The 11,826-nt window shown below is 66.4% G+C and carries 19 protein-coding genes and 2 tRNA genes; 15 read left to right on the forward strand and 6 right to left on the reverse strand.

Features of this window, described 5'->3' with window-relative positions; genetic code table 11:
* Positions 1–98: 98 nt before the first annotated feature.
* Positions 99–335: a hypothetical protein gene (locus tag E4191_RS07735; protein ID WP_135312901.1), complete on the reverse strand. Its 237-nt coding sequence runs from the start codon at positions 333–335 to the stop codon at positions 99–101.
* A 121-nt stretch (positions 336–456) separates the two neighbouring features.
* Here E4191_RS07735 and E4191_RS07740 point away from each other — a divergent pair, with 121 nt between their 5' ends.
* From E4191_RS07740 to E4191_RS07795, 14 genes are all read left to right on the forward strand, one after another.
* Entirely contained in the window at positions 457–729 is a 273-nt protein-coding gene (locus E4191_RS07740; RefSeq protein ID WP_135312902.1) for a helix-turn-helix domain-containing protein, read from the forward strand.
* Between the two features lie 281 nt (positions 730–1,010).
* Positions 1,011–1,178, forward strand: coding sequence for a hypothetical protein (locus E4191_RS23710; RefSeq protein WP_176562659.1), 168 nt, complete (start codon positions 1,011–1,013; stop codon positions 1,176–1,178).
* On the forward strand, positions 1,175–1,390 hold the full coding sequence (locus E4191_RS07745; RefSeq protein WP_135312903.1) for a hypothetical protein: 216 nt from the start codon (positions 1,175–1,177) through the stop codon (positions 1,388–1,390). The genes E4191_RS23710 and E4191_RS07745 overlap by 4 nt, the downstream gene beginning before the upstream one ends.
* Complete coding sequence (locus E4191_RS23715) at positions 1,390–1,542, forward strand: hypothetical protein (RefSeq protein WP_176562660.1); 153 nt, start codon at positions 1,390–1,392, stop codon at positions 1,540–1,542. Before E4191_RS07745 ends, E4191_RS23715 begins: the two co-directional genes overlap by 1 nt.
* Complete coding sequence (locus E4191_RS07750; protein ID WP_135312904.1) at positions 1,539–1,847, forward strand: hypothetical protein; 309 nt, start codon at positions 1,539–1,541, stop codon at positions 1,845–1,847. Before E4191_RS23715 ends, E4191_RS07750 begins: the two co-directional genes overlap by 4 nt.
* 11 nt (positions 1,848–1,858) lie before the next feature.
* On the forward strand, positions 1,859–2,944 hold the full coding sequence (locus E4191_RS07755) for a hypothetical protein (protein WP_135312905.1): 1,086 nt from the start codon (positions 1,859–1,861) through the stop codon (positions 2,942–2,944).
* A gap of 1 nt (position 2,945) precedes the next feature.
* Positions 2,946–3,986: a PD-(D/E)XK nuclease-like domain-containing protein gene (locus E4191_RS07760; protein ID WP_135312906.1), complete on the forward strand. Its 1,041-nt coding sequence runs from the start codon at positions 2,946–2,948 to the stop codon at positions 3,984–3,986.
* A complete protein-coding gene (locus E4191_RS07765; protein WP_135312907.1) occupies positions 3,977–5,077 on the forward strand; it encodes an AAA family ATPase in 1,101 nt (366 codons plus the stop codon). The genes E4191_RS07760 and E4191_RS07765 overlap by 10 nt, the downstream gene beginning before the upstream one ends.
* A gap of 98 nt (positions 5,078–5,175) precedes the next feature.
* The gene (locus tag E4191_RS07770) at positions 5,176–5,391 is read left to right on the forward strand and encodes a hypothetical protein (RefSeq protein WP_135312908.1); all 216 of its coding nucleotides are present in this window, start codon (positions 5,176–5,178) and stop codon (positions 5,389–5,391) included.
* Positions 5,388–6,023: a methyltransferase gene (locus tag E4191_RS07775; RefSeq protein WP_135312909.1), complete on the forward strand. Its 636-nt coding sequence runs from the start codon at positions 5,388–5,390 to the stop codon at positions 6,021–6,023. Before E4191_RS07770 ends, E4191_RS07775 begins: the two co-directional genes overlap by 4 nt.
* The gene (locus E4191_RS07780; RefSeq protein ID WP_135312910.1) at positions 6,020–6,481 is read left to right on the forward strand and encodes a hypothetical protein; all 462 of its coding nucleotides are present in this window, start codon (positions 6,020–6,022) and stop codon (positions 6,479–6,481) included. Before E4191_RS07775 ends, E4191_RS07780 begins: the two co-directional genes overlap by 4 nt.
* Positions 6,478–7,098, forward strand: coding sequence for a helix-turn-helix domain-containing protein (locus E4191_RS07785; RefSeq protein WP_135312911.1), 621 nt, complete (start codon positions 6,478–6,480; stop codon positions 7,096–7,098). The genes E4191_RS07780 and E4191_RS07785 overlap by 4 nt, the downstream gene beginning before the upstream one ends.
* Positions 7,099–7,221: 123 nt before the next feature.
* Positions 7,222–7,515, forward strand: a complete 294-nt coding sequence (locus tag E4191_RS24820; protein WP_407947055.1) for an excisionase family DNA-binding protein — start codon at positions 7,222–7,224, stop codon at positions 7,513–7,515.
* Positions 7,398–8,372, forward strand: a complete 975-nt coding sequence (locus E4191_RS07795; RefSeq protein WP_407947061.1) for a tyrosine-type recombinase/integrase — start codon at positions 7,398–7,400, stop codon at positions 8,370–8,372. The genes E4191_RS24820 and E4191_RS07795 overlap by 118 nt, the downstream gene beginning before the upstream one ends.
* Positions 8,373–8,457: 85 nt before the next feature.
* On the opposite strand, the gene E4191_RS07800 is transcribed toward E4191_RS07795, so the two are convergent.
* Positions 8,458–8,532 (reverse strand) — tRNA-Val (locus tag E4191_RS07800).
* A 75-nt stretch (positions 8,533–8,607) separates the two neighbouring features.
* A complete protein-coding gene (locus tag E4191_RS07805) occupies positions 8,608–9,249 on the reverse strand; it encodes a histidine phosphatase family protein (protein ID WP_135312914.1) in 642 nt (213 codons plus the stop codon).
* Between the two features lie 213 nt (positions 9,250–9,462).
* Between E4191_RS07805 and E4191_RS07810 the strand changes: the two genes are divergently transcribed.
* Positions 9,463–10,068, forward strand: a complete 606-nt coding sequence (locus E4191_RS07810) for an outer membrane protein (RefSeq protein ID WP_135312915.1) — start codon at positions 9,463–9,465, stop codon at positions 10,066–10,068.
* A 46-nt stretch (positions 10,069–10,114) separates the two neighbouring features.
* Here the strand turns inward: E4191_RS07810 and E4191_RS07815 are convergent, their stop codons facing one another.
* The 3 genes from E4191_RS07815 to E4191_RS07825 form a co-directional block, all read right to left on the reverse strand.
* The gene (locus tag E4191_RS07815; RefSeq protein WP_135312916.1) at positions 10,115–11,122 is read right to left on the reverse strand and encodes a zinc-dependent alcohol dehydrogenase family protein; all 1,008 of its coding nucleotides are present in this window, start codon (positions 11,120–11,122) and stop codon (positions 10,115–10,117) included.
* Between the two features lie 132 nt (positions 11,123–11,254).
* Positions 11,255–11,328, reverse strand: a tRNA-Gly gene (locus E4191_RS07820).
* A 41-nt stretch (positions 11,329–11,369) separates the two neighbouring features.
* Positions 11,370–11,768: a DUF1489 family protein gene (locus tag E4191_RS07825; protein WP_135314378.1), complete on the reverse strand. Its 399-nt coding sequence runs from the start codon at positions 11,766–11,768 to the stop codon at positions 11,370–11,372.
* Between the last annotated feature and the right edge of the window lie 58 nt (positions 11,769–11,826).

The following is an 11,826-nucleotide window of genomic DNA, read 5'->3' on the forward strand; positions in this document are numbered from 1 at the left end:
TGTTTGGCGTGGCATCAGCCTCACCTTTGAAGACGATCGGCGAAGCCGCAGAGCCGTGCAGACGACAAGAGCAGGACTGCGGAATGTCACGGCCGGGTTCATTCGGCTGCCTCGACACTCCATCCGGGCTCAAAGTCGGACGGGGACAGTTCGACCTGACCGGCGCGAGCTGCCTCGAGGAGGCGTCGACGCGGCTTCTCCGGTACGCGCCCGCCGGTCCCGCCGCTGTCTGCGGAGGTGACCCATCGATAAACCCAGTTCACCGAACAGCCGGTGACTTCGGCAACGCGCTTTGCGCCGCCGCATTTTTTGATGATTTCCCTGGCAGGTTCCATCGGCACGACCTCGCTTGTACTTATGTTCACTTTCCAAAATAGAAAGTGCGAAGTCAAGCGGCAACTTGCTATCTTAGCAATGTCCGTCTTTCGGATTCGGAAATATCAAAAAGGGATGCGTATGGAATGGCTCAAAGCAGAAATTGTCCGACGAGGGGTGACCCAGAAGGACGTAGGGGCAGCGGCAGGGCTGACCGATGTGCAGATGTCGAAGGTGCTGAGCGGCAACCGCAAGCTCAGCGCCGAGGAGGCGTCTGCGATATGGCGGCACTTCGGCTACGTTCTCCCTGACGACGAGGCCACGGATACGGACATGCGTATTCTCCAGCATTTGGCCAGATTAAGTGACGATGAAAAGACCGCTCTAGAGCGCCTGCTGAAGCGAGGCGGTTAGGATCACCGACATATGCCTCCAGGGCGACCAGGAGGCTTTCCTTCTCCCGCAGCGACAGGCTGAGGACCATTTCTTCAAGGTCTGTGTGCAAACTGTTCTCTTTTTGTTCTAATCGCAACCTAGACGTTCGGGCGCCCCGCTGTCAAAGCGCTTTTGCCCTCTCGCACCCTTATAGCGTGTAAGTTTCCATTCGGGAAAGTTTTGTGTTGACAGGTGACTTTCGTTTATGGAAAGTCAGGACATAGGCAAAGCGCCTCCACACAAGCATAGGTGGGTCCAACATGTCCTCAGAACTTTCCCCTTCGCTGCCCCGTCAAGCGACACTCGAAGCCTGCGCCGGCCACGATCCCGATGCCGGGACCCACGCCACCGGCAGCCAGAAGATGCTGGTCTACATGCTGATCGGTGGGGCGCTCGGATGGGCAGTCATCGCGTGGGTGCTGCTGTGAGCACCCGCGACATTCACCTCGACATCGTTCGAGGGCGCCTGATCCGCCGTACCATCATCGGGGCCTTTGCAGGCTTGGCCATCGTGCTTGCTCTGGCGTGGTTCATTACCCTTGCAATCATTGACGGCCTGTCCCGCAGCGACTGGCCCGCCATGTGTGATGGGCTGACCACCGCTGCGGAGTGCGCGGCGCGGATAGTGGAGGCCCGCTGATGAGCAAGATCAACGTTTGGGGGCCAGCCGACCGCAGCGTCCCCACGCCCCTCAGCGACCACTACAAGCCGCTCTCGTGGAAGATGCGCGCCTGGCAGATTGTGACTTGGGTGCTGTTCCTGACGCTGATCGCTGCGGGGGTGGTGACATGAACCGCACCCCTCTGCCCCCGATCCTTTACCTGGTCGTACGCGACTATGGCACGCTCGGTATCGGCAGCCCGGACATCACCCCGAGCCGCGACGAGGCCTACGACCATTTCACCTGCGCGACCGATGCAGGCGAGCCGGTCGCGGTCTGGCAGATCACCACCGCCGACGGGCGGCCCGCCCGCACGACTGATGTCACCGACAGCTTCGAACACGAGCTGCAGGAGGTCTGCATCGCCCGCGATCTGGATTGGCCCACCGTGCGCCGGATCGAAGACAACCCCGCCCTGAAACTCGCCGCCGAGTAAGGAACCCCAAAATGAACGATATGACCCCCACCCCCGGCACGGGGCTGATGCTGCCTGCCGGAACCGATCTTGCTGCCCTGTTCAAGGACGGCGCCAAGATCGACCCGCTGATTGCCATGATCGAGACCGAGGTGCGCGCCCATGTGCCCGACACCAGCACCAACAAGGGCCGCGAGGCGATCAAGTCGCTGGCCTACAAGGTCAGCCGGTCCAAGACCGCGCTGGACGAGGCTGGCAAGGCGCTGAACGAGGACGCCCGCAAGCAGATCAACCTGGTCGACGCAGCGCGCAAGAACATCCGCGACCGGCTGGACGCGCTGCGCGACGAGGCCCGGGCCCCGCTGGTCGCATGGGAGGTGGCCGAGGCCGAGCGCCAGGCGCGCGATCTGCTGATCCTCGACCAGCTGACGAACCACGGCATGACCGGGCACGAGACGTCCGCGGCGATCGTGGCGAAGGCGGGCAAGATCCGGGACATCACCCTGCCGCCGGACTTCGGTGGGGACCGGGATGTTGCCGAGGCCGCGCGTACTGCCACCATGCAGGCGCTACGCAACATGTTCAGCGCGGCGCAGGTTCGCGAAACCGAGGCTGCCGAGCTGGAGAAGCTGCGCAAGGAGGCGGCCGAACGGGCGGCAGCGGATGAAGCCGCCCGGATCGAGCGCGAGCGGGTCGAGGCCGAAAGACTGGCCGCCGAGCGTGCCGAGCTGGACCGCAAGGACGCGGCGGCGCGGGCTGCGCGCCAGGCGGAGGAAGAGGCGGCGCGCCAGAAGGCCGAGGCCGACCGGATCGAGCAGGCCCGCAGGGAAGCCGCCGAGAAGGCTGCCGCCGAAGCCGAGGCCCGCCACCAGCGCGAGCTGGCCGACGCCAAGCGCCGCGAGGAAGAGGCCGCCCAGCGTGAGCGTGACCGGATCGCCGCCGAGCAGCGCGCCGAGGCCGAAGCGCAGCGAAAGCGCGAGGAAAGCGCCCGCATCCGTAACCGGGTCAAGCGCGAGATCGCCGCGGCCCTGGCAGCCCTGCCCCAGCCCCTGACCCCCGAAGCGATTGCCGAGGCCCTGGTGGCCGGCGGCGTCCCGAACTGCACCGTGAGGTTCTGACATGGATGGCGCATGGCCCTTTGACGACTCGCCCAAGCCCGACGCGGGCAAGGGTGCAGCAACCCCTGAGCCGGAGCGCGGCGAACAGTTCCGTCTCGGCGCTGGCGTCCACCAGGTCGACGGCGAGGACTACCACCGCGACCCCTGCCCCGAGGCGTCCCTGTCCTCGACGCTGGCCAAGGTCATGCTGGCGCAATCCCCGCTGCATGCCTGGACGGCCAGCCCGCGGCTGAACCCGGACTGGGAGCCGATGAACAAGAAGACCTTCGACATCGGCAGGGCCGCGCACCGCGCGATCCTGGGCGCTGGCGGAGACTATGTCGCCATCCCCAAGGCCATGCTGGCCAGCAACGGCGCGGCCAGCACGAAGGAGGCCAAAGCCTTCATCGAGGACGCCCGTGCCTCGGGTCAGACGCCCCTCAAGGATGACGAGGTCGACCAGACCCACGCCATGCGCGCCAAGGCTCATGACAAGCTGACGGCGCTGCAGATCGACCTCGATCCTGCCCGATCGGAGATGGTGGCCGTCGCCCAGATCGATGGCGTCTGGTGCCGGGCTATGATCGACAACGTGCCGCTGGATGCGCGCCTGCCGATCTACGACTTCAAGACCTGCGAAAACGCCAGCCCCGAAGCCTGCCAGAAGGCCATCCTGAACTATGGCTATGACGTGCAGGCCGAGCATTACCGGCAGGTCTGGCAGGCCGCCACGGGCGAGGATCGGGTGTTCCGGTTCGTCTTCCAGGAAAAGAGCGCCCCGCACGAGGTCTGCGTGGTCGAGCTGGGCGCCGACACCCTGCTGATCGCCCGCAAGAAGATCGCCCGGGCCCGCGAGATGTGGGGGCTCTGCCTGCGGGCGGGCCAGTGGCCGGGCTATCCCCTTGGCGTCCATCGCGTCGACCTGCCTGCCTGGGCCATCGAGCGCTGGCTGGAGCGTGAAAGCCACGAGGCCCAGATCAAGCGCGATACGGGCCGCGACATCCTTGCCGCAGCCTATGCGGCACAATCCCCTGACAATCACGAGGTGAACCCATGGGCCTGATCCGCTTCATTCCCGTCACGCAGATCCACGACCCCCTGACCCTGTCGATCGGCCTCAGCGGCGGATCGGGCACGGGCAAGACCTACACTGCGCTTCTGATGGCGCGGGGCATCGCTGAGACCGTTACGGGGAAGGCCGGGGCGCCCATCGGGTACGTCGACACCGAGAACCGCCGTGCCCTGCACTACAAGGCGGCTTTCCCCGAGATGATGCACTTCGATTTCACCGCCCTGGATGAAATGGGCGACCTGGTCGGCTTCGGGCCGGAACGCTGGATCGAGGTCATTGACGCCGCCGAGGAAGCCAAGCTGCCGGTGCTGATCCTGGACAGCTTCTCGCATGCCTGGGAGGGTGTCGGTGGGGTACTGGACCTGCACGCGACCACGCTGGAGCGACTGACCGGCGGCAAGAGCGAGCTGGCGGACAAGCGCAGCCAGCTGGCGTGGGCCGAGGTCAAGCCGCGGTACCGCCGCCTGATCGACCGGATCGTGCGGGCAAAGTGCAACATCATCATCTGCACCCGCGCCAAGCCGGTCATGCAGAGCGGCTTCGGGGCCAACGCCAAGAACGCCCGCAAGACCAAGACCCGCCGCGATGACGTGCCGTGGGATCCGGCGAGCGACGGCGACCTGATGTTCGAGATGACCACGATGGTGATCCTCGACCCCTCCGCGCCCGGCTGCCCGGTGCACCGCATCAAAGTGGCAGACCAGTTCAAGGCCCTCCTCGACCCGCGCCAGCCGATGGGGACCGAGACGGGCCGCAAGATGGCCGAATGGGCCCGAGGCCAAGGCAACGCCCAAGAGCAGAAGGCAGCCCTGGACGAGGCGCGGGACGAGGCGCGCAAGGGCCGCGCAGCGATGCGCTCCTGGTGGCAGGCGAACCCGCAGAAGGCAGCCATTGCCAAGACGATCCTGGCCGAGCTGCAGGACATGGCCGAGGCCGCGGACGCCGACGCGAAGGCTGCGGACGACGACCCGTTCGCCGACGTGCCCAAGGCTGACCCCGACGAACCGTCCGACAGCATGACCCCCGAGCAGCGCGCCGAGTACGAGGCAGCCATAGCCGCATTGAGCGGCGCTGCGGCCTGACCCCCACCCTGCCGTCCGTCGCCTGTGACGGCAGCACCTGGCGGGGCCAATGCACCATTCCGGCCCCGCCCTTTTCCCATCATCACGAGGATCGAGACATGCGCCACGACTTCGAGAACATCCCCGAGGATGTCGTTGTCATCTTGCACCCCGCCGATGCGAACCTGATCCACCGCGAACCGGTGAAAGCCACCCGCCTCGGCGATTACTTCTACTGCGCCGGGACCGACCCAATGCGGATGGGGGCGGATTACGGGCTGGGTGAGATCGCGGCGTTCATGCGCGGCTATGAGCTGGCGGCGGTGACGGCATGAGCCAGAACATCAGCACCGCTGTAATGCAGCGGCGGTCCGAACCGCATGACAGCCTGGACGATTTCCCGACGCCACCATGGGCCACGCGGGCTTTGTGTCACTGGCTGCGCGAAGCAACTGGTCGTGTGCTCAGTGATATGAGCTGTCGCGAGCCTGCTGCGAACCGTGGGCACATGTTCAGGCCGCTTCGTGAGTTCTTCGCCAGCGTCGAGGCCGCGGACATCCACGACTACGGCGCCGGCTTCCCGCAGCAAGACTATCTGTTCGGCCCGAATCCCGAGCGCGTGGACTGGACAATCACAAACCCGCCCTTTCGCCTCGCCGAGCAGTTCATCTCGAGGGCGCTGGCCACCTCTGAACTTGGCGTCGCTGTCATTGTTCGTTCAGCCTTTCTGGAGGGGATCGGCAGGCATGATAGGCTGTTCTGCATCACGCCTCCTACTGACATTCTGCAGTTCAGCGAGCGGGTCGTGATGCACAAGGGCCGTCTAGTGCCAGGCGGCAGCACTGCCACCGCCTACTGCTGGCTTGTATGGGACAAGTGCTCTCCGCCGCGCTGCACCATCTTCGACTGGATCGAGCCCTGCCGATCGAAGCTGGAACGGGCGAGCGATTATCAGGTGGCGGCATGAGCCCGCGCCCCCAACCCATCAAGCACGGCACGATCTATGCCTACAAGTGCCGCGGCTGCCGGTGTGACCCCTGCACCCGGGCCAATACCGAGACCTGCAAGACCGAGCGGCGCCGGAAGGGCATCCTGAGCCCCGGGAACGCCTGCAAGGTCGGGACTGAGGTCTTCACGACACAGCAGGAGGCTGCCCGCGCTGCCGGGCGGACCAAGGGCGCGATCACGTATCACCTGAACCGCTACGGCAACCTTGACCGCCTCGGAGGCAAGCGCGGCGGGCCCAGCAAGGGGCGATGCAAGCCGGTCTGCGTCGGCATGCAGGAATGGCCGTCCCGCTCGGCGCTGGACCGGGCCTTAGGTGTCCCCATCGGAACGGTCAGCGCCTGGATCCTGCGCGGCGACATGAACGCGCTGATCGGCGCGGTGATGAATATGAACCCAGCCAGAAAGGCCGCAGCATGACCGTCTTACGCATCCTGATTGCCTGCGAGACGTCGAGCGTCATGCGCCGGGCCTTCGCCGCCCGTGGGCACGACGTCTGGTCCTGCGACCTGCTTCCGGCCGAGGACGCAAAACAGATAGGAGACTATCCGCTCTACCTTGTCACAAATCTAGGCCGGGTCATCAGCTTCCAATCAGGCGCGCCCATTGTGATGAAGCCCCGGCCACACATAGGCGGCTACAGAATAGTCACTCTCTGCAATCGGGAGCGACGCACGACGACCACTGTCCACCGACTTGTTGCGAAAGAATTCCTGCCAAACCCGCAAGGGCTGCCGCTTGTTCGGCATCGCGATGGAGACAGGTCGCACAACTCGGCCGGCAATCTCGCGTGGGGCACCTATGCGGACAATGAGGCCGATAAGATCGAACACGGGACGCGCCGATACGGGACTTCGCGAATGAAGCTGAACCGCGCTGCCCGCGCTGAAGTGCTGGAAATGCACAGGATGGGAGTGACCCGGCGAGAGATTGCTGAGGTGTTCGGCGTGGATCGGTCAACGGTCACCCGACTCGTTAACGGAACGACATGGAGCAACCGGAAATGGCCGATAGCAGATGGGGCAGCGCAGCGATGACCGTCCACCGCGCGCCGCCCGGCCCGGATCGGTGGAAGATGCGCAGCAGGACGTTCGAGGGTGTGGCTCAGGCCTGCGCCGATCAATGGGGCGGCCATGCCCTGCAAGAAATGGAGGTGGCTAATGGGACGCCATGAAACAATCCGCGGGCCCTACTCGCCCGAGACCCTCGCCGAGCGGTGGGGCGTCAGCTCAGAGACCATCCGACAAATGACACATCGCGGCGAATTGCCCAGCTTCAGAGTTGGTCGCAGTATCCGCATCCCCGCGCAGGCAGTAGAGGATATCGAATGCGGCAAATCAGCATCGGACGGCTCAAAGGCCGTTTCGTCGTCAGCTGGAAATCAGATGATGGTCGGCGGAAGCGATTTCGTCTTGAAGCACTCAGCCGAAAGGAAGCCGAAGCAGAGGCCATAGATGTCTATCGCCGGGAAACGATCACAACATCTGGCGAGACTGTCGAGGCCCTGTGGAAGCTATATCTGAACGAGCGCGAGGGCCGGGCTATCGTCAAGTCGATGAGCTCGACGGTCAAGGCCATGATGCCGTTCTTCGGCGCGCTGCGGCCGGACCAGATCACCGTCGAACATTGCCGCGACTATGACGCCCGGCGCCGCCTTGCAGGCATCAAGCAGGGCACCGTCTGGACCGAGCTGGGCCATCTGCGGATCGTGGTGAATTGGGCTGTGAAAAAAGGGCTCATAGAGCGGGCGCCGTTCATCGAGCTGCCGCAGAAGCCCGCACCACGCGAACGGCACCTGACACGTGCCGAGGCCGGCGCACTGATCCGCGCCGAAGCGCAGCCGCATATCATCCTGGCGATCCGCCTGATGCTGTCCACCGCCGCCCGCGTGGGCGCCATCCTCGACCTGACATGGGATCGGGTAGATCTTGAGCGGCGCGTCATCAACCTGCGCACAGAGGGCACCGGCCCGCGCAAGGGTCGCGCTGTGGTGCCGATCAATGACACGCTGCTGGCGGCGCTGGTCGAGGCGAAGGGCCAAGGCATGACAGACCATGTGATCGAGTGGAACGGCAAGCCCGTCCAATCGATCCGCAAGGGATTCGGCGTGGCCGTCCGATCCGTCGGCCTGAAGGACGTGACGATTCACACCCTGCGCCACAGCGCCGCCGTTATGATGGTCGAGGCGGGTACGTCGATGGATGAGGTCGCGCAGTACCTGGGCCACAGCAACAGCTCGATCACCTTCAAGACCTACGCCCGGTTCAGCCCCTCACACCTGCGCGCAGCTTCGAGGGTTTTGGATTTCTAGCGGTCCAAGTGATCCGCCCAAGGTTCAATGAATAATGGAGCGTTTAGTCGATGGCTGCCATATTCGCTGAATTGCTGAGGAATAGTGGTGGCCCGTGACAGATTCGAACTGCCGACCGGCCCGGTGTAAACGGGACGCTCTACCACTGAGCTAACGGGCCCTGTGTCTTCCGCTTGGGAACACGCGGCGCATAAGACCGACCGGGGCTGCGTTTGGCAAGACGAAAATGCCGCCCTCAGTCGCGATCCCGGGGGTGGCGCAGGGTCCGGCAGGCGCCGTTCGAGACGACATGCACCGCGCCCTGCCGCATCTCGCCCTCGGCCCATTTGTCCGGGGGCCATCGGGCGGGGGGGCATCGGTCGGGGCTCATGTCCAGCGCCGCCGCCCGCAGCATCCGCAGCGTGATCCCGTGGCTGACGATCAGCACCGGCACGGAGGTCCCGGCCAGCGGACCCAGGAACCGCCCGCAGCGCGCCGCCAGCGCCGCCAGCCCCTCGCCCCCCGGGCAGCGGTCGTACCAGGCCAGCGGCGGGCCGGCGAAGACCTCGGGCCGTTCGCGTTCCAGGTCGGCCAGCAGGCGCCCGGCAAAGGTCCCGATGCCGATCTCGGACAGCAGCGGCTCGGTGCGGAACGGCTGCGTGCCGAAGACCAGCCGCGCGGTCTGCCGCGCCCTTTCCTGCGGGCTGGACAGGCGCCGCCCCGCCACCCCGGCCACCAGCGCGGCCTGCCATCCGGCCTGCCGCAGGCCCCGCGCCGTCAGCGGCGCATGCAGGGCGCCCTGTAGCCGCCCCTCGGCGTTCCAGACCGTCTCGCCATGGCGCATCAGATACAGGTCCGGCAGGCCGCCCCGTCGATCCTTGTCCGTCCCGTCGCCCATGATCCCCCTGCCCGGCCGTCCCGCCGCGCCCGCGATCATAGAAGCGCCGCGCGGGCAGGCCAATGCCCCGCTCCTGACCCCCGCATCACACGGCAGGGTTGCAACTGCGTCCGGCGTACCTGTTTTGCAACATGTCGGCAGCCGTCAATCGCCGTCGATTGCTTGCCGTCAAAGAGAACCGCATAGTTCACTTTCAATTCTTGGAGATCGAAGATGAAACTTTGCAACCTTGCCGTCGCCGCCATCTTTGCCGCCTCCGGGGCCGCCGCCGGCGGCTATACCGCGCCGGGATTCGGGCCCGTGGCCGTCGGGCCGATGGGCTCCGCGTCGGCGGGCACCGACTGGTCGGGCTTCTATGCGGGCCTGCAATATGGCGAGGGCAGCGGCGACCTGACCCTGGACGGCCCCTTGGGAGATGCCGATTTCGATGCCTACGGCCTGCATGTCGGCTATCAGCGGGACATGGGCCGCGTCGTGCTGGGCGGCGATCTGGACTATAACAGCGTCGATTTCGAAGGCGCCGACGAGAAGGGGGACCTGCTGCGCCTGCGCGCGCGGGTGGGCTATGACGCGGGCCGCGTCATGCCCTATCTGACCCTGGGCGTCGCGGGCGTGCATGGCGACATCGCGGGCGACCGCCTGGCCGATACGGGGCTGACCTACGGGATCGGCGCCGATGTCCTGGTCACCGACCGCCTCACCGTCGGCGTCGAATACACCCGCAACACCTTCAAGGACATCCTGGACGACCTGAGCGGCATCTCGGGCCTCGATCTGGACACCGACCTGGTGCAGGTCCGGGCCAGCTACCGCTTCTGAGGTACGAAGGGCCGACCGCAACCCCGGGGGTGCGGTCGGCCAAGCTTCAGATCTCCAGCACGATCTTGCCGAAATGCGCGCCGGATTCCTCGTGGCGGAAGGCGTCGGCGATCTGGTCCAGCGCAAAGCTGCGGTCGATCAGCGGGCGGATGCCCGTGACCTCCAGCGCGCGGACGAAGTCCATCTGCATGGCGCGGCTGCCCACGATCAGCCCCTGCAGGCGCTGTTGACGCGCCATCAGCGCCGCCGTCGGCACCTCGCCCGAGGCGCCCGTCAGCACCCCGATCAGCGAGATATGCCCGCCGACACGGCAGGCGGTGATCGACTGCGGCAGGGTGCCCGGACCCCCGACCTCGACCACGTGATCCACGCCCCGGCCCCCGGTCAGCTCGCGCACGCGGGCGCCCCAGTCCGGTTCGGTCCGATAGTTGATCGTGTGGGACGCGCCCATCTCGCGCAGCCGCGACAGCTTGTCGTCCGAGGACGAGGTCGCGATGACCTGCGCACCCATGGCGATGGCCAGCTGCACCGCAAAGATCGACACGCCCCCCGTGCCCAGGGTCAGCACCGTGTCGCCCGCCTTCAGCCCGCCATCGACGACCAGCGCCCGCCACGCGGTCAGCCCGGCGGTGGTCAGCGTCGCGGCCTCGGCTGGGCTGTAGCCCTTGGGCGCCCTGGTGAACCAGGACACCGGCCGCACGGCCACCTCGCAGGCATAGCCGTCGGTGCCGTCGCCGGGCGTGCCCGAGAAATCCGCGACCGGCGGCGGCCCGTCCGCCCATTGCGGGAAAAAGCACGAGACGACCTGATCGCCCACGCCGAACTCGGTGACGCCCGCGCCCACGGCCTCGACCACGCCCGCCCCGTCCGACATCGGGATGCGGCCATCCTCGGTCGGCATCCGGCCCGAGACGACGCCGAAATCGTGGAAATTGAGCGACGAGGCCTGCAGGCGCACCCGGATCTCTCCGGCGCGCGGCTGGCCCGGATCGGCGATCTCGACGACCTGCAGGCGCTCCAGCCCGCCGGGGCTTGCGATCTTGACGGCTTTCATGGGTGATCCTTTCCTGCCCGGAACGGGCGGTCGGCGGACCCTATCACCGAAGCCGCACAGGTTCGATGGCCTGCGGACGAGAGGGGCTCAGGGGCGACCTACCGCAGCCCGGTGTTCTGGAAATCGAGGAGATGGAGCGGGTGAAGGGAATCGAACCCTCGTCGTAAGCTTGGGAAGCTTCTGCTCTACCATTGAGCTACACCCGCCTTGCCTGTCGCCTACCGCACGGCGCAGGACAGGTCAAGCCTCAGCGCAGGCCCATCTCCGCCAGGGCGGCGGCGATGGCGGGGGGCAGCGGCTCCTCGCTGGCGCGCCCCTCGGGCAGGTCGGGCGGGGCATCGCCCGGGGCCAGATAGCGCCATCCCTGGAAGGGCCGTCGCGGCACCGCCGCCACCCGCACTAGATCGCGGTCCAGCACCAGGCCGCAGCGCAGGATTCCGTCCGCGCCCTCGACCCGGTCCAGCGCCAGGATCCGCTGGCGGGCCAGCATCACCCCCTTGAACACCCAATAGATCGAGCCGCCCTCCAGCAGTTCGGTCTCGCGCTTTGGCCACATGCGGGTGACATGCATCGCGGGGGCGTCCCCGAACCGGCGCTGCCAGACGGCCAGATCCTCGGGCCCCTCGGCGCCCACGCACAGCTTCATCAGGTTCAGCACCACGACCCCTCCCGCCCCGTCCTTGCCCCGCCCAACGCGGCAGACC

The sequence above is a fragment of the Paracoccus liaowanqingii genome, from assembly GCF_004683865.2.
In the GTDB taxonomy this organism is placed as follows: domain Bacteria; phylum Pseudomonadota; class Alphaproteobacteria; order Rhodobacterales; family Rhodobacteraceae; genus Paracoccus; species Paracoccus liaowanqingii.